Here is a 17,040-nt window from a genome sequence, read left to right on the forward strand (position 1 = left end):
GCCCACCGCGCACGGAAGGACAGCCGCCGACGTGATCCACCTGCCCGCCGACGACCGCTCGCTCAGCCCGTACACCGGCTTCACCCGCGCCCACTGGGAGGCCGCGGCCGACGCCCTGCTCGCCGCCGTCGAGCCCTGGGCCACGCCCGACCGCGCCCTCTACCACCTCCCCGGCGACCATGTGAGCCACTCGGGACGCCTCTCGGACGGACTGGAGGGGTACGCGCGCACGTTCCTGCTGGCCGCGTTCCGCCGGGACGAGACCGTGCTCGGCCGCTACGCCGAAGGACTCGCCACGGGCCCCGGCGACGCCTGGCCTCCCGTGACCGACCGCAGCCAGCCCCTGGTCGAGGCCGCCTCCGTCGCGCTCGGGCTCCGCCTCACCCGCCCGCTGCTGTGGGACCGCCTGGACCAGCCGGTGCGCGAACGCACGGCCGCCTGGCTCACGGACGCGCTCACGGCCGAACCCTGGCCCAACAACTGGGAGTTGTTCCCGGTCACCGTCGGCGGCTTCCTCCAGGACATCGGCCACACGCCACAGGCGGCACGCGCGGCGGTCGACCGCGGCCTCGAACGGATCGAGAACTGGTACGAGGGCGGCGGCTGGTACACCGACGGCGACGGCCGCAAGTTCGACCACTACAACGGCTGGGCCCTGCACCTCTACCCCGTGCTGCACGCCTGGCTCGCGGGCGACGCGGCGCGCCTGGACCGCTACGGCACCCGGCTCCGGGCCCATCTCGGCGACCACGCGCACCTGTTCGGTGCCGACGGCGCGCCGATGCGCCAGGGCCGCTCCCTGACCTACCGCTTCGCGACCGCCGCCCCGCTGTGGCTCGGCGCCCTCACCGGGCACACCCCGCTGTCCCCCGGAGAGACCCGCAGACTGGCCTCCGGCGCGCTGCGCCACTTCCTGGACCGGGGCGCGGTGGACGCACGGGGACTGCTGTCCCTCGGCTGGCTCGGCCCCGACGAGTCCGTGGTGCAGAGCTATTCGGGCCCGGCCTCCCCGTACTGGGCCAGCAAGGGCTTCCTCGGCCTGCTGCTCCCTCCCGACCACGAGGTGTGGACGGCGACGGAGGAACCGGGCCCGGTGGAGCGCGCGGACCTGACCAGGACTCTGCGCGCCCCCAACTGGCTGCTTCAGTCGACCCGTTCGGACGGAGTGGTCCGCCTGCACAACCATGGCAGCGAGGACGTCCGGTGGGACCCGTACTACACCCGGCTCGCCTACTCGACCGCTACCGCGCCCGCGGCGACGTACGACAACTCCGTGACCGTGGGCGGGAGTCCGGACCGCGCGGACATCGTGCCGCTCGGCGTCGGTGAGGGGTGGGCGGCCTCCCGGCACACCGTGCGCGACGGGATCACCGTGACCAGCGTGGTCCTCGCCCGGGGCGCGGCCGAGGTGCGGGCGCATCTCGTCTCGGGGGCGGCGCCCGGCACGCCCGTCCGGATCTCCGGGTGGGCCGCGAAGGACGGCGTACGGTCCGAACTCCTCCCCGTCACAGGCCTGTCCGACCCCTCCGACGGCTCCTCCGGCGCCCCCGCGGATGCCACCGACGCCGACGCCGACGCCGACGCCGACACCGGCATCCGCACCGAATCGCGCACCGGCGCCGGTCTCCTGGGTGTCACCGGCGAGGGTGACACCCTGTTCGTGGCACTGGCCCGGCTGACCGCGGACCCCGATCCCGAGCCCCTGGACGCGCTGGTGGCGGTGCGGTCGGGCGGGGCGGGCGGTTTCGAGGTCCGATGGAGCGGCGGCGGCGAGGTGACGGTTCGCCTGACGGCGGCCGCCGCGGAAATCACCGTCCGCGCCTGACGGCGATCGGGCACACTCGCGCCCATGACTTCCCGCATCCGTCACACCACCATCGACTGCGCCGACGCCTACGCCCTCGCCCGCTTCTGGTCCCAGGTGCTGGACCAGCCCCTGCACGAGGACGACCACCCCGGCGACGAGGAGGCGCTGATCGAGGGCGCGGGTCTGCTCTTCGTCACCGTTCCGGGCCCCAAGACCGTCAAGAACCGTGTCCATCTCGACCTCCAGCCGCAGGACCGCAGCCGAGACGAGGAGGTCGAACGCCTGCTGGCCCTCGGCGCCACCCAGGTCGACGACCGGCGCAGGCCCGACGGAACCGGCTGGGTGGTTCTCGCCGACCCCGAGGGGAACGAGTTCTGCGTGGAGCGCAGCACGAGCGAACGCGCGGAGTAGCCGGGGGCGGGCGGCGACGGAGCGCGGGGGAGGCGTCACGGGCGGAGACGGGGCGCGAGGGAGAGCCGTAGGTGAGACGGCCGGGGCGCTCATGGTTCGGCCGGCGCCGAAACGATCCGTGCCTAGCGTGGACGTATGACCGCAGAGACCGGCGCGACGTCGTTCGCCGCCCTCCACCACCGCCCCGGTGATCCCCTGCTGCTGCCCAACGCCTGGGACCACGCCTCGGCCGCCGCCCTCGCGGCCCGCGGCTTTCCCGCCATCGGCACGACCAGCCTCGCCGTGGCGGCGGGGGCCGGTCTGCCCGACGGGCGGGGCGCCACCCGCGAACCCACCCTGAGGCTGGCCCGGATCCTCGGCCCCGGACCGTATCTGCTCTCGGTCGACGCAGAGGGCGGCTTCAGCGACGATCCGGAGGAAGTGGCCACCTTCGCCGCCGAGTTGTGGGCCGCGGGAGTCGTGGGGATCAACCTGGAGGACGGTCTCGGAGCGGCACGCCCGCACGCCGCGAAGATCGCCGCGGTGAAGGCGGCGGCGCCGGACCTGTTCGTCAACGCCCGCACCGACACGTACTGGTCGGGCGACGGCGACGAGCGGGACACCCTGCGCCGCCTGGAGCTCTACCGGAAGGCGGGAGCCGACGGGGTGTTCGTCCCGGGGCTGACCGATCCACGCCGGATCGAGACTCTCGTACGGAGCGTCGGGGCCCCGCTCAACATCCTCTACTCGCCTGCCGGCCCCCCTCTGCGCCGGCTCGCCGACCTCGGCGTGGCCCGCGTCAGTCTCGGCTCACTGCTCTACCGGCGTGCGCTCGGCGCCGCTTTGGACGCCGTGTCCGACATCGCGGCCGGCCGCACCCCGGGCGGTACGACCCCGTCCTACGAGGAGGTGTGCGGCCGCACCGCGAACAGGACGACGTGATGCCGGGCGCGTCCGCCCCGCCCCCGTCCGCCCCGCTCCCTTCCTCCATCCGCGTCCGCCCGTCCCGTCCGAGTCCTCCAGGCCCGGACTCGGTGAAGTCCCGCGAGGGCAAGCGCCCTTGCTACCGGGGCATCGGGGACGGTGTCACCCGCACGATGCTGCCTTCCGGCGTCAGCCTGCCGTGCGTGTAGCGCCAGGTGCTCTCGGCCTTGCCCGTGGCACAGCAGTTGGCGTCCGCCGGGCCGTAGAAGCCTTCGAGGGCGGTGACCGAGCCGGGAGCGATCTTCGTGACCGTGATCATGTTCGGCGGTTCGCCACCCCGCGGCTGCTGGCTCAGGAGAGTGCCCACGAGCCGGAGCCGCCCGTCGGCGCCGTCGAACACCATGACCCCCATGGCCCGTTGGCCCGCCGCCGTCGAACCGTGATTGGCGCACATCACCGGCACGGCGGCCTCCCAGCGGCCGTCGCCGGTCAGGTCCCCGTAGGCCACTTCGCGGGTGAAGACACTGACGTCCTGGGGCATGTGCGGCTCGGGCCCGTCGAAGGCCGAGGACACGCCGGTCGCCGTGCCGTCCCGCAGCCGGATGGATCCCTCGTGGCGGCACAGGCCGCCGGGGATCACCGCGTTGCGCCAGTCGAGGAGCTCCAGGTCGAGAGGTGTGGTTCCCGGGCCGGGCCGCGCCGGGCGCGCCGTGTCCCGCGCCGCCGCGCCGTCGTCGGCCCCGTAACGCCACCACACCCCTGCGGCCACCAGCACCCCCAGGGCGACGAGTGCCGCGGCGAGCAGGGGAGCGCGGCGCCCGGACGTACGCGTCATCGTCGTGCCGCCCTCACCGCGCCGGGGGCGGGGGTGGCGACTGGGGCAGCGTCAGACCGCTCACGTCGCGGCCCGCCTGGATGACGGGACCATGGACGGTGCTGCCCTGGACGCTGTTGCGCACGTCGGGAGCGGCCTCGACCGCGGCGCGCGCGTCGTCCGCCCACTGCCGCAGCTCTTCCCTGAACTCCGCGTCCGTCGCGGCCCGTACCGCCAGGGCGATGCTCAGCGCGTGAGCGCTGCCGGTGTCGGCGGGGTCGTCCCCCAGCGCCCGCAACTCGGCCTCGCCCGTACTCGTCGACGAACCGTCGGGCAGCGCCGGAGCGGGGCGCCGCACCAGAGTCGTGAGCCGCGCCCACGACTGACGCCCGATCTCGCCGCCGGCACCGCCGGCCAAGGCCACCAGCACACCCATGGACACAGGATCCATGTGACCACCCCCTGGATCTATGCGATCACTCTGAGTGGACACCATAGGGCGCGTTCTGGTTCCATCGCTGTGAAACGGGGGTTTCGGGGGGTGAGTGGTGACGCAGCGGGCTGATCGGCCGGAGAGCCGGGACGGCGGACCGGGGGACGCGGCGGCGGAGCGCCGGGACGGCACACGGCGCAACGCGATCGACGACTCCGAGATCCACGGACCGGTCGCGCAGGCCGGGAACGACGTGCTGCAGATCGGCAGCCTCGTCGTCCTGGTCCGCGACGGACTGCGAAGAACCGAGACCGTCAAGGTCGTCTGCGCGGTGGCGCTGGCCGTTCTCGTGATCGTCGGCGGTCTGCTGGCGACGCACGCGTTCGACCGCGGCCGTTCCGCGAGCGGCGACGCGGGCTCCGCGCCGGCCGGACCGCTGGCCGACGCCGACACCACTCTCTGGGACTGCGAGCAGTCGGCGGTCGTTCCCGGAATGAAGATGCCCGCGCGGGGCATGGCGCCCCTGCCCTCCTTTCCCCCCGGCGGCATCCGCGCCTCCGGCAGCGGCATCGCCGTCGTCCTCCAGGGCGCGAGCGACGAGGAGTTGCTCATCACCGGCGCGCGGGCGGAGATCGTCGCCCGGCACCCCCCGGCGCACGGCGTCCACGTCGTCAACCCGTGCGGATCCGACAGCCCCAGGCGCGTCTTCACCGTCGATCTCGACCAGAAGGCCCCCGAGCTCGAGGCGGTCCCGGACACCGCCACCAAGGGGACCGCCGGCGAGTTCAGGCCATGGCCCTACGCCGTCAAGCAGGGCGACGCGGAGTACTTCCTCATCCGCCCCCGGTCGGTCGAGTACGACACGGAGTTCCGTCTCGTCCTCTCCTGGAGCAGCGGCGGCCACAAGGGCCGGCTGACGGTGACCGACCACGGCAAGCCCTTCCGTGTCACCGCCACCTCGGCGGCACGGCCCACCTGCGTCACCGTCCGCGCCGGGACCGGCTACTGGCTGCTGCCCGGCGACACCAAGACCTGCCTCGAAGAAGCCCGATGAAGACCATGTCGTCCCCGTCCCCGTCCGCGCGCCGCGACCGATGGTGGTTCGCGGGGCTGTCCGTCCTGCTCATGGCGTGCACGACGATGTGCCAACACGCCTCCGGGGACAGGTCCGACGACAGCCCGCCGCCCTCCGCCGTCCAGTGGAGCCTGGTCCCCAGAGACCAACTCCCCTCCCTCTTCCTGGATTTCCGGCCCCGCCAGGTGCTGGCCACCAAGGACGAGTTCATGGTCTCCGGGATGTCCGAGGGCGGTGGGGTCAGCCTGTACGGCTCGAAGGACGGAACCTCCTGGTACCACGCGCAGCCGGAGGAGGGGATCCCCGCGTACCTGGCCGTCCACGAGGACCGGCTCACGCTGGCGGGTACGACGAGCAACGGCGGCAGCCTGGTGCCCGCCGTGTGGCGGACCGAGGACGCCCGCCACTGGAAGCGTCCGGAACTCCTGCCGGGCGGGGTCGCGTCGGACCAGATCCTGGCCGTCTCGGACGGACCGGAAGGCACGGTCGTGGTCGCGCACGACGGCGGCCCCTTCTCCGAGAGCGGCGCGGGAACGGACACCTCGGCCTATCGGGGAGAGTCGCTCCGGCTGTGGACGGCCCCCGCTGACGGCGCCTTCGGCCAGCCCCACGAGGTTCCCTGCCCGGCCTCCCCGGTCTTCGAGCCGGATGTGTCCGCCGTGGCCGACGCGGCCGGATTCGTGGTGACGGCCGCCTGCGTCAATGAAACCCGGTTCACCAAGCGGCTCGTCGTGTCCTCGCGCGACGGGGTCCACTGGGGCGGCGGCTCCGTCCCGTTCGCCCACCAGACGTCCGTGGCGGGCGCGTCCGGCGACCGGGGCAGCGTCCTGGTGACGCGCTCGGAGAGCGCATCGGACTCTCCCGACACCTTCCGTTCCACGCTGTGGAGCCGTACGGCGGACGACGGCGTATGGACGCGTGGCCGTCCGCTCGACGTCGGACGCCTCCCCGACAGCGGTGTGGCACCCCGTGACCAGCAGTCCCTCAACGCGGTGAGCGTCGTACCCGGCGGGTTCGTCGCGGTGGGCCGCTCCAAGGACCTGCGCCTGGGGCCCGTCGGGGCGCTGTGGTCCTCCACGGACGGCCGGCGGTGGACCAAGCAGCCCACGAAGCGGAACCACTTCGACGCGGTTTTCGATCTGTACGGAGCGGCCGGACTCCACGGCCGGTACATCCTGCTGGGCCAGGGCGAAGCCGGGCAGCAGACGGACACCAGGCCCGGCGCACGCCTGTGGCTCGGCCGCGGCGGCACCCCGCCCGCGGTCCGGCAGCGGTCCGGGATCGCGTCCTTCGCCCGCACCTGGACCTGGGGATCCGGGTCCCTGGCCATCGACGCGAAGGGGCGCTTCACCTACCGCTGGCGGCTGTTCCGTGTCTGCGGCGAGGATCCGGCGCCGTGCGACACCTCCAGCGAGTGGGGCGGCAGGGCGACCGGCACCCTCGGTACCACCGGCGACCCCGACACCCTGCGCGGCCGCATCGACACCACCAACACCCCCGGTGAACGCCGCTACCGTGCGGGCGGGGTGATCGAGGTGAAGCGGAAGCCGTACAGCGCCGTCTCCGTCAGTGTCGACGGCAAGGACCACGGCTTCTTCTGCGCCGCCGGCCCCGAGGACAGCCGCTGCATCGCCCCCGACGAGTAGACGACACCCCCTAGGGGGTGCCTCCCCGGTCGTCCGCCCCCGTCTCCCGGGGCCAGTGCGCGAGGGTCAGGTGGAGGGCCGCGACCGCCTTGTCCCAGGAGGCCTGGACGTCGCGGGCCGCGCCGAAGGCGCCGGTGGACTCCAGGGCGCAGTACCCGTGGAAGGTGCTGCGCAGCAGGCGTACGGCGTCGGTGAGGTCGGGCTCGTCGAGTCCGTAGGCGCGCAGCATGCCGTAGGTGATGTCCGCCGTGCGGCGCAGGGCGGGGGTGCCGGCGATCAGGTCCTGGTCGATGCGGATCTGGGTGGCCGCGTACCGGCCGGGATGTTCCAGGGCGTACGACCGGTAGGCGCCGGCGAACGCGGCCAGCGCGTCCTTGCCCGCGCGCCCCGCGACCGCCGCCGCGATCCGGTCGATCAGCTCGGCACCGGCGCGCAGGGCGAGCCGGGTGCGGAGGTCGTTCAGGTTCCGGACGTGCGAGTACAGGCTCGCGTCCTTCACGCCGAAGCGGCGGGCCAGCGCGGAGAGGGTGACGTGCTCGAAGCCCGCCTCGTCGGCGAGTTCGGCTGCCGCCGCCACCAGCCGGTCGACGGTGAGTCCCGCTCTGACCATGAGCCACCTTCCTGGATTCCCCGGGGAAATCCTAGGAGGCCCCGGGGAGGGCACGGGACCGGGAGAGCGAGGGAGGTACGGAGGGCCGGGTGGCCGTGGGGCCCGCATCGGACCAAGTTGCTTTTCGGGTATGAGAGTTGACTCTCACGATATGTGGGAGAACACTCTCACGTCATGGAATCAGGAAACCGCTTCGGCGATCTGGAACTCCACGACCCCAAGGCCATGCGTGCCCTCGCCCACCCGGTGCGGCTCGCCGTGCTGGAACGGCTGCAGCGGTACGGCCCCGCCACCGCCACCCAGCTCTCCCCGCACGTCGGCGCCACCCCGTCCGTCACCAGCTGGCATCTGCGCCATCTCGCGGGCTTCGGGCTGGTCCGGGACGCGAGGGCGGAGACTGAGGCCGGGACGGCGGACCGGCGCGAGCGGCGCTGGGAGGCCGCGGCGCGCGGCTTCCGCTTCGACCTCCCGGACGACGAGGAAGGGCGGGCGGCGGCCCGGCTGCTGTCCGGCGAGATGATGGCCCGCACCGCAGGAGTTCCGCTGCGCTGGCTGACCGAGACCGAGCCCCGGCTGGAGCCCGAGTGGCTCCGGGCGGTGAACGCGGCCAGCACGCGGATCGTCGTCACGGCGGACGAACTCGCGGTGCTGGGCGAGGCGATGGAGGAACTCCTCGCCCCCTACGTCACCCGCGCCCCCTCCGCACAGCCCCCCGGCGCCCGGGGCGTGCGCATGCTGCTGTACGCCCTCCCCGAAGCGACCGAAGCGACCGAAGCGACCGAGGCGACCGAGGCGACCGAGGCGACCGAGGCGACCGAGGCGACCGAGGCGACCGAGGCGACCGAGGCGACCGAGGCGACCGAGGCGACCGAAGCGACCGAAGCCGTCGGAGCCGCCGTGGCCCCCGATGGCGCTGAGGCCGAGGACAGGGAGGCGTCGGCGTGAGCGGCGGGCTGCGGCGGGACCCGCGCTTCCGGAGTTTCTGGGCGGCCCAGTCCGTCTCGCAGATGGGCGACCGGGTCAGCGAGCTGGCGCTGCCCCTGATCGCGGTCGGCGCGCTGCACGCCACCGCAGTCCAGGTGTCCTGGCTCACCGCTCTGGTCTGGACGCCCAACCTGCTCGCCGTTCTCCTCGGGGCCTGGACCGAGCGCCGCGCGGGCAAGCGCGCCCTGATGGTCACCGCGGACCTGGCACGCGCCGTCCTGCTGCTGACCGTGCCGGCCGCCGCGCTGCTCGGCGTCCTCACGCTCGCCCAGCTCTGCGCCGTGGCCCTGCTGACCGGGCTCGCGAGCGTGGTGTTCGGCACCGCCTACCCGTCGTTCTTCGCCCGGCTCGTGCCACGGTCGTCGTACGTCGAGGCCAACAGCGCGCTCAGCGCCAGCCGTTCGTTCTCCTTCGTGGCCGGCCCCGCGCTCGGCGGCGTGCTCGTGCAGCTGCTGACCGCACCGTTCGCCCTGGTCGCCGACGCGCTGTCCTTCCTCGCCTCGGCCCTGCTGCTGGGGCGCGTACGCGTCGCGGAACCCACCCCCGTCTCCTCCGGCCGGCCCCGGCTGCTGCGCGGTGCCCGCGAGGGACTCGCCTTCGTGCTGCGGCACCCGCTGCTGCGCGCCGGGCTCGGCGGCGCCACCACCGTCAACTTCTTCACCTTCCTGGCCGGTACCGGCCTGCTGGTGCTGTTCGCCGAGCGGGAGCTGGGCCTGTCGCCCGGCGCCATCGGCTTCACCTTCGGCGTCGGGGCGGTCGGCGGGATCCTCGGCGCGGTGGCGGCCCCCGCCGTCTCGCGGCTCATCGGCGTCGGTCGGGCCGTCGCCGTGGGCGCCGTCCTGTTCCCGGCGCCGTACGCCCTCGTCTGGGCCGCGTCCGGACCGCTGTGGGCCCGTGCCGCCGTGCTGGCGGCGGCCGAGTTCCTGTCCTCCGTCGGCGTCATGCTCTTCGACGTCAACCTCAACTCCCTGATGGCCTCGGTCACTCCCGACTCCATGCGCAGCCGGGTCGCCGGTGCCTTCACCACCGTCAACTACGGCGTGCGCCCGTTCGGCGCGCTGGCGGGCGGCGCCCTCGCCACCCTGGTCGGGCTCCGCCCCACGATCACGGTCGCGGCCGCCGGTGGCGCCCTGTCCGCGCTGTGGGTCGTGTTCTCCCCGGTCCTCGGCATCCGCGCCCTGGACCGCGCCGGTGCCGCCTCGCCGTCCGGAACGGCGCAGGAGGCCAGGCGGCCGGAGAGCCTCAAGGAGGAGGCCTGACAGGGGAGTCGGGCGTGGCGCGGCGGACGGGAGGGGCCGGGGACACATCGGTCCGGCCCCCGGGCGCCTACCCGGGCACTTCCGAGAACACGAACGAGAACTCGGCCGGCCCCGCCTCCAGACGGTGGCGGGGGAGCGGGCCGGGGCCGCAGGACTGGGAGCCGAGCCCGTGCTGGGCGTGGTCGAGATTGACCCAGACCGTGTCGCCGGGGACCAGGTCGGTGAGGTGCGCGGCCGCGTCCAGCTGCTCGGTGGTCCAGCGGCGGGCGGTGAGGAAGAACCCGGGATCCCCCTCGACGCGCAGACCCCCGAGTTCCGCCCAGCGGACCCCGGCCCGCGCGCCGTTCTCCTGCGGGCGGACGTACGGCGTCTGGAGGTCGTCCACGCTCGACTCCCAGCGGCCGACGACGGCCGCCGTACTGCTGTCCGGGTAGGCCTCGCCCGGCCCGCCGCCGTACCAGCGCACACGGTCGGCGGCGGCCAGCCCGAGGCGGACGCCCAGCCGGGGCAGCGGCACCGGCCAGTCCCCCCGCGGTACGACGGACACGGTCAGCCGCAGCCGGGTGCCGTCCGACGTCCAGCGGTACACGGCCGACAGCCCGGCCCCGGTGCCGGCCGGGGCCACCCGGGTGCGGACCGTCAACGTGTCGCCGGTCCGCTCGACCGCGTCCACGCGGTGCCGCATCCGGTGCAGGCCCAGCGTGCGCCACAGCGGGCCGCAGCGGGGGTCGCGCTGCCAGGCGGCGCCGTCGTCGTTGTCGGTGGTGGCCCGCCACACGTCCACGCGGAGACCGGTCACCGCCACCCCGCCGACCGTCCGCAGCGCACCGGTACGCGTGTCGAAGGTCCCCGGGCCCAGGGTGATCAGCCCGTCCTCGCCCGGCACCGGCACCGGTGCGGCCGTCGCTGCCACCGACGGCGTCCGGCGCGCGGACACCGCGAACTGGCCCCACGCGACGACATGGCCCCGCGGCGCCCACGGGGTGTCGGCGGCGAGCCGCGCCCGTACCGTCCAGTGGGCCTCGCCCGCGGGGGCGCCGGGCGGCGCTTCGGGCAGCTCCACCTCGGCCGAGGCGCCGGGGGCGAGAGCGGGCACCGCCAGAGGGCCGGAGCCGACGGTCTCGCCGTCCACCTCGTACGACCACGTGAACGCGAGCGCCGACAGGTCCGCGAAGTCGTACTTGTTGGTGACGCGCACCGCGTCCACGGGGCCGAGGCCGCGGACGGGACTGGCATCGGCAGCGGTACCGGGTGCACGGCCGGTACCCGGCGAGAGGGAGTCCCGGCGCCCGATCGCGACCGGCTCGACGACCTTCTTGAGCTCGACGAGCCCGGGGGACGGCCTGCGGTCCGGGAACAGCAGGCCGTCGCAGACGAAGTTGCCGTCGTGCAACTCCTCGCCGAAGTCGCCCCCGTAGGCGTAGCCGTACCGCTCGTCCTCGATGCCGTGGTCGATCCACTCCCAGACGAAACCGCCCTGGAGCCGGTCGTGCGCCTCGAACAGACGCTGGTAGTCGGCGAGTCCGCCGGGGCCGTTGCCCATGGCGTGGGCGTACTCGCACAGGACGAAGGGCAGCCGGCGCCGTGCGCGGGGGCCGCCGTCCAGACCGCGGCCGATCGCCTCGACCTCCGCGTGCGGGACGTACATGCGTGAGTACACGTCCGTGTCACGGCAGTCGGGGTCACCCTCGTAGTGGACGGGCCGCGAGGGATCGCGGCCGTGGATCCACCCGGCCATGGCGGTCAGCCCGCGTCCGGTGCCGGCCTCGTTCCCGAGCGACCACATGACGACCGAGGGGTGGTTCTTGTCCCGCTCGACCATCCGGGCCGCGCGGTCGAGCAGCGCCGGGGTCCAGCGGTCGTCGTCGGCCGGATTGCCGCGCCGGCCCTGCTCGGTGAAGCCGTGCGTCTCGAGGTCGCACTCGTCGACGACCCACAGCCCCAGCTCGTCGCAGAGGTCCAGGAACGCGGGGTGCGGAGGATAGTGGGAGGTGCGCACGGCGTTGATGTTGTGCTGTTTCATCAGCAGCACGTCCTCGCGCATGGTCGCGAGGTCCAGCGCGCGTCCGCGCCGCGGATGCCACTCGTGCCGGTTGACGCCCCTGAACAGCACCGCCCTGCCGTTCACCCTGATCAGACCGTCCGCGGACTCCACCGTACGGAAGCCGACGCGCAGCGCCACCCGCTCGCCCGCGGTGGCCAGCACCCCGTCGTACAGCCGCGGTGTCTCCGCCGTCCACGGCTCGGCGGGCACGGTCACCGGCTCGCCGGCGGCGACGTCGACGCCGAGTTCCGGGACGAGGACCCGCCCGGCCACGGCGGAGTCGACCCGCAGGGTGCCGGTGCGCCCGAGGTGGTCGTAGGAGGCGTGCACGAAGAAGTCCCCGGCGCTGCCGGGCGGCCGGTGCAGCAGGGTGACGTCACGGAACACGCCGGGCAGCCACCACTGGTCCTGGTCCTCCAGGTACGAACCGGCCGACCACTGGTGCACCCGGACCGCCAGCACATTGCCCACGGGGCGCAGCAGCGGGCCCACCGCGAACTCGTGCGGCAGCCTGGAGCCCTTGAAGTCGCCCAGTTCGGTGCCGTTCAGCCACACCCGGGCGCAGGACTCCACGCCGTCGAAGCGCAGCACCGCCCCGCCGGTCCCGGGGTCCGGCCAGCCGGCGGGCAGGTCGAAGGGGCGCACGTGGTCGCCGGTCGGGTTCTCGTCCGGCACCCGGGGCGGGTCGACCGGGAACGGGTACCGGTGGTTGGTGTAGACGGGGGAGCCGTGCCCCTGGAGCACCCAGTGCCCGGGGACGGCCACCCGGGCCCAGCCGCTCGTGTCGTACCCGTCCCGGGCGAAGGAGTCGTCCTCCGCGCCGGCCGCCTCCGACAGCCGGAAGAACCAGTCGCCGTTCAGGGAGAAGGACATCGCGTCGGAGGAGGCGTACCGGGCCCTCGGCGGGAGTGCGCCGGTGCCCGGGGAGACGTCCTCGACGTAGTCGGTGCGGGTGCGCACGGTCATCGGCCTCCTGGCGCGGCCCTGAACGGCGGGGCGGGGCGGCGCCAGGCTACGAGCCGGCAGGTCCGGCCACAAGGGCGCGAACGGGGGACGCGGGGGAGGTCTCCGGCGCCACCCCGGCCGCCCTCGCCGGGCCCGCCGTCCCAACGTTCCCGCCGGGGACCACCGCCCCACTGCCCCCGCCACCTCGCCGGGCCCGCCACCTCGCCGTCCCGCCGTTCCCGCCAAGCCCGCCGCCCCGTCCGCCCGGCGTCGGAAGGGGGCGGAGCCGTGCTCAGCCGCCGAGGATCTCCCGCACGAAGGCGTTGCTGAACTTGCCTGTGAGGTCCAGGGTTTCGGCCAGCTTCCGGAAGTCGTCCAGGCGCGGGTAGCGCCGCCGCAGCACCGGCGCGGGCGTGCGGAACACCTTCCCCCAGTGCGGGCGCGGCCCGAACGCGTCGAGCGCGTCCTCGACCCGGCCCACCACCGGGAGGACGGCCGCGGTGTCCGCGGTCCAGGTGAAGTGCAGGGCCACCGAGTCGCGCGCGTGGGCCGGGCTGAGCCACTGCCGGTCGGCGGCGACCGTCCGCACCTCGCAGGTCTGCAGGACACCGGCGAGCGCCGGCCGGACCGCGTCCAGCGCGTGCAGCGCGTCGACGGCCGCCTCGCGGGGCAGCAGATACTCCGACTGGAGCTCGTCCCCGCTGCTCGGCGTGAACTCGGCCCGGAAGTGCGGCAGTCGCTCGTGCCAGGGCCCCGGCACCCCGGACTGCCCGGTGCAGTTCTCCGCCGGCATCCCCGGCACCGGATGCATCGCCCGCGTCGCCGGCGCGGCCCACGGGAAGTCCACCTCGGCCTGGTCGGTGCGCCGCTTCACCCACACCTGCCGGAACCCCGGCTCCCGCCAGTCCGTGAACAGGCTCACGCTGTACGCCGACGCCGCCACCGCCGGGAAGTCGAGTCCGGCGAGGGGCAGTTCGGTGAACACGTACTGCTCGACCTCGTAGGCGGGTTCGAGACCGAGCGTCAGCGCGGTGACCGCGCCGAGCGCGCCGAGCGAGGTCACGGCCCCGTCGAACCGGGGGTCGTCCCGGCCGATCGTCACCGTCGTACCGTCGGCGGTGACCAGCTCCACCTCCCGCACCGCCGCGGCGAGGGGGCCGTTGGCGACGCCGGAGCCGTGGGTGCCGGTCGCGACCGAGCCCGCCACCGAGATGTGCGGCAGCGACGCCATGTTGGGCAGCGCCAGCCCCCGCGCGTGGACGGCGCGGGCGAGTTCCGCGTACCGGACACCGCCCGAGACGCGCACGGTGCGTGCCGCGGTGTCCACGTCGGTCACCGGCGGAAGGCCGGCCAGCGACAGCAGCACGCCCCCGGGGCCGGGATCCGCGAGGGTGTTGAACGAGTGGCCGCTGCCCAGCATCCGCACCCGCGCACTGCCCGCCACCAGGGCCCGGAGCGCGTCGAGCGTGTCCGGCCGGTGGAACTCCGCGGCCGTGTACGTGATGTTCCGCGCCCAGTTGGTGACCGTCCGCGCCGACTTGGTCATTCCTGCCGTCCCTCCCCGAGAGTGCGTGTGCGTTGACCCTCTCATCCGCCGCGGCCTACGGTGGAACGCGGTTGCTGTCCGCGCGTGGCCGAGCCGGAAGGCCTTCCCTTGCCCGAGCGTCCCCAGGCACTGTTCGCCCTGACCGCCCGGAACCTGCCGCACCTCTTCCCGCCGGACCTCCTCGCCCGGCTGCGCGCCCGCGTGGACATCGACCCCGGGCTGGCCGTCGGCGGCTTCACCGGTCCGCGGGTGCGGGAGGTCCTGTCCCGCACCGAGATCCTCGTCACCGGCTGGGGCTGCCCCCGCCTCGACGCCGACGCGCTGGACGCGGCCCCGCGGCTGCGCGCGGTGCTGCACGCGGCCGGCTCGGTCAAGGGGTTCGTCACCCCGGAGGTGTGGCGGCGCGGCATCGTCGTCTCGTCGGCTGCCGAGGCCAACGCCCTGCCCGTGGCCGAGTACGCCCTCGCCATGATCCTGCTCACCGGGAAGAACACCTTCGCCCGCCTCGGCCCGCCGCACCCCGGCCGCGCCTTCCCCTCGGACGGCACCGGTCCCCTCGCCGGCCCCGGCAACCACGGCCGCCGGGTCGGCATCGTGGGCGCGTCCCGCGTCGGACGCCGGCTGATCGGGCTCCTGCGCCCCCACGGCCTGCGCGTCGTCCTCAGCGACCCGTACGTCGACCCGGCCGGTGCCGCCCGCCTGGGCGTCCCCCTCCTGCCCCTGGACGAGCTGCTGCGCACCTGCGACGTCGTCACCCTGCACGCCCCGGACATCCCGGAGACACGGCATCTGATCGGCGCGCGCGAACTGGCCCTCATGCCCGACGGATCCGTCCTCCTCAACACCGCGCGCGGAGCCCTGGTCGACCACGACGCCCTCGTCGCGCGGCTGCGCACCGGACGCCTCACCGCCGTCCTCGACGTGACCGACCCCGAACCCCTGCCCCCCGGCTCCCCCCTCCACGTCCTGCCCAACGCCGTCGTCACCCCGCACCTCGCCGGTTCCGAGGGCAACGAACTCGCCCGCCTCGGCCTGACGGTCGTGGAGGAGGCCGAACGGCTCCTGGCCGGAGCACCCCTCGCGCACGCGGTCGACCCCGCCCTGCTGGAGCGTTCGGCCTGACCCCGCGGCCGCGCGCCACGAGGGACCCGGTACGGCGGACGGAGGGGCGGAGGCATACCGTGAGGAGTCGCACGCCGAGCCGGGAGGAGAACACGGGATGGGCAGCCGTACCGCGCTGGTCGAGGATCTGATGGAGCGCTTCCCCCATGTGCCGCGGGAGGCCGTCTTCAAGGAGGATCTGCTCCGGGGCGGCGTCGCGTTCGACCCGTCCGCCCTCAGCGACAACGAGGGCGGCGAGGTCAAGCCGAAGTCGTACTTCATCTTCTCCTTCGACCACGGCACCCTGCCGGAGCTGGGCGAGGCCGCGCTGCGCCGCCCGCCCGAGGAGATCATCCTCACCGGCGGCCCCTACGGCCTGCGCCGTACGGTCGTCTCCGTTCGGGTGAATCCCGCCTCGCCGTACCGGGTCGCCGCCGACGGTGAGGGACTGCTCGGCCTCTACCTCGACGGCAAGCGGATCGCCGACGTCGGCGTCCCGCCCATGCCGGAGTACTACCGGCACAAGCTGTCCAACGGGAAGTCCGTCATGGAGGTCGCCCCCACCATCCAGTGGGGCTACCTCATCTATCTGACCGTCTTCCGGGTCTGCCAGTACTTCGGCGCCAAGGAGGAGTGCCAGTACTGCGACATCAACCACAACTGGCGCCAGCACAAGGCTGCCGGGCGGCCGTACACCGGGGTGAAGGACGTCGAGGAGGTCCTCGAAGCCCTGGAGATCATCGACAAGTACGACACCCAGAAGGCGTCCACCGCCTACACGCTCACCGGCGGCGCGATCACCAAGACGGTCGCCGGCCGGGACGAGGCCGACTTCTACGGCCACTACGCCAAGGCCATCGAGGAGCGCTTCCCGGGCCGCTGGATCGGCAAGGTGGTCGCGCAGGCGCTGCCCAAGGCGGACGTGCAGCGGTTCAAGGACTACGGCGTGCAGATCTACCACCCCAACTTCGAGGTGTGGGACCGCCGGCTGTTCGAGCTGTACTGCCCCGGCAAGGAGCGCTACGTCGGCCGCGACGAGTGGCACAAGCGGATCCTGGACTCGGCGGAGATCTTCGGCGCCCGCAACGTGATCCCCAACTTCGTGGCCGGCGTGGAGATGGCCGAGCCGTTCGGCTTCACCACCGTCGACGAGGCCATCGCCTCCACCACCGAGGGCCTGCGCTTCTTCATGTCGCAGGGCATCACGCCCCGCTTCACCACCTGGTGCCCCGAGCCCACCACCCCGCTCGGCAAGGCCAACCCGCAGGGCGCGCCGCTGGAGTACCACATCCGCCTGCTAGAGGCCTACCGCGCCACCATGGACGAGTTCGGCCTCACCTCGCCGCCCGGCTACGGCGAACCGGGCCCCGGCCGCGCGGTGTTCTCCGTCAGCTCCTTCATGGACAGCCTCCCCGCGGCGGAACCCACCGAGGTGTGACCAGGGTCCGGACGCACCGCCCGC

The 17,040-nt window shown here is 74.0% G+C and carries 14 protein-coding genes; 9 read left to right on the forward strand and 5 right to left on the reverse strand.

What is annotated here, in order from left to right; translation table 11 throughout:
* Positions 1–34: 34 nt before the first annotated feature.
* From ACIPRD_RS17070 to ACIPRD_RS17080, 3 genes are all read left to right on the forward strand, one after another.
* Positions 35–1,825 (forward strand): DUF2264 domain-containing protein, encoded by a 1,791-nt coding sequence (locus ACIPRD_RS17070; protein WP_401564187.1) that lies wholly within the window; start codon positions 35–37, stop codon positions 1,823–1,825.
* 24 nt (positions 1,826–1,849) lie between these two features.
* Positions 1,850–2,218 (forward strand): VOC family protein, encoded by a 369-nt coding sequence (locus tag ACIPRD_RS17075; RefSeq protein ID WP_356399703.1) that lies wholly within the window; start codon positions 1,850–1,852, stop codon positions 2,216–2,218.
* A 135-nt stretch (positions 2,219–2,353) separates the two neighbouring features.
* Positions 2,354–3,139 (forward strand): isocitrate lyase/phosphoenolpyruvate mutase family protein, encoded by a 786-nt coding sequence (locus ACIPRD_RS17080; RefSeq protein WP_401563793.1) that lies wholly within the window; start codon positions 2,354–2,356, stop codon positions 3,137–3,139.
* 121 nt (positions 3,140–3,260) lie between these two features.
* Here ACIPRD_RS17080 and ACIPRD_RS17085 read toward each other — a convergent pair whose 3' ends face one another.
* A complete protein-coding gene (locus ACIPRD_RS17085; RefSeq protein WP_401563796.1) occupies positions 3,261–3,956 on the reverse strand; it encodes a hypothetical protein in 696 nt (231 codons plus the stop codon).
* A gap of 13 nt (positions 3,957–3,969) precedes the next feature.
* The gene (locus ACIPRD_RS17090) at positions 3,970–4,386 is read right to left on the reverse strand and encodes a hypothetical protein (protein WP_401563799.1); all 417 of its coding nucleotides are present in this window, start codon (positions 4,384–4,386) and stop codon (positions 3,970–3,972) included.
* 97 nt (positions 4,387–4,483) lie between these two features.
* Here ACIPRD_RS17090 and ACIPRD_RS17095 point away from each other — a divergent pair, with 97 nt between their 5' ends.
* Together ACIPRD_RS17095 and ACIPRD_RS17100 are read left to right on the forward strand one after the other, a co-directional pair.
* Entirely contained in the window at positions 4,484–5,422 is a 939-nt protein-coding gene (locus tag ACIPRD_RS17095) for a hypothetical protein (RefSeq protein WP_401563802.1), read from the forward strand.
* On the forward strand, positions 5,419–7,089 hold the full coding sequence (locus ACIPRD_RS17100; protein WP_401563805.1) for a hypothetical protein: 1,671 nt from the start codon (positions 5,419–5,421) through the stop codon (positions 7,087–7,089). The genes ACIPRD_RS17095 and ACIPRD_RS17100 overlap by 4 nt, the downstream gene beginning before the upstream one ends.
* 10 nt (positions 7,090–7,099) lie before the next feature.
* Here the strand turns inward: ACIPRD_RS17100 and ACIPRD_RS17105 are convergent, their stop codons facing one another.
* Complete coding sequence (locus tag ACIPRD_RS17105; protein WP_401563807.1) at positions 7,100–7,699, reverse strand: TetR/AcrR family transcriptional regulator; 600 nt, start codon at positions 7,697–7,699, stop codon at positions 7,100–7,102.
* Between the two features lie 174 nt (positions 7,700–7,873).
* On the opposite strand from ACIPRD_RS17105, the gene ACIPRD_RS17110 reads away from it, so the two are divergent.
* The gene (locus ACIPRD_RS17110; protein WP_401563810.1) at positions 7,874–8,644 is read left to right on the forward strand and encodes an ArsR/SmtB family transcription factor; all 771 of its coding nucleotides are present in this window, start codon (positions 7,874–7,876) and stop codon (positions 8,642–8,644) included.
* A complete protein-coding gene (locus tag ACIPRD_RS17115; RefSeq protein ID WP_401563813.1) occupies positions 8,641–9,942 on the forward strand; it encodes an MFS transporter in 1,302 nt (433 codons plus the stop codon). Before ACIPRD_RS17110 ends, ACIPRD_RS17115 begins: the two co-directional genes overlap by 4 nt.
* Positions 9,943–10,009: 67 nt before the next feature.
* Here ACIPRD_RS17115 and ACIPRD_RS17120 read toward each other — a convergent pair whose 3' ends face one another.
* Positions 10,010–12,952 (reverse strand): glycoside hydrolase family 2 TIM barrel-domain containing protein, encoded by a 2,943-nt coding sequence (locus tag ACIPRD_RS17120; protein ID WP_401563814.1) that lies wholly within the window; start codon positions 12,950–12,952, stop codon positions 10,010–10,012.
* Between the two features lie 271 nt (positions 12,953–13,223).
* On the reverse strand, positions 13,224–14,477 hold the full coding sequence (locus tag ACIPRD_RS17125) for an FAD-binding protein (RefSeq protein ID WP_401563817.1): 1,254 nt from the start codon (positions 14,475–14,477) through the stop codon (positions 13,224–13,226).
* 108 nt (positions 14,478–14,585) lie between these two features.
* Here ACIPRD_RS17125 and ACIPRD_RS17130 point away from each other — a divergent pair, with 108 nt between their 5' ends.
* A complete protein-coding gene (locus tag ACIPRD_RS17130; RefSeq protein WP_401563818.1) occupies positions 14,586–15,599 on the forward strand; it encodes a hydroxyacid dehydrogenase in 1,014 nt (337 codons plus the stop codon).
* A 97-nt stretch (positions 15,600–15,696) separates the two neighbouring features.
* On the forward strand, positions 15,697–17,016 hold the full coding sequence (locus tag ACIPRD_RS17135; protein ID WP_401563821.1) for a radical SAM protein: 1,320 nt from the start codon (positions 15,697–15,699) through the stop codon (positions 17,014–17,016).
* Positions 17,017–17,040 lie beyond the last annotated feature (24 nt).

Source organism: Streptomyces sp. NPDC090108 (genome assembly GCF_044747185.1).
Lineage (GTDB): Bacteria > Actinomycetota > Actinomycetes > Streptomycetales > Streptomycetaceae > Streptomyces.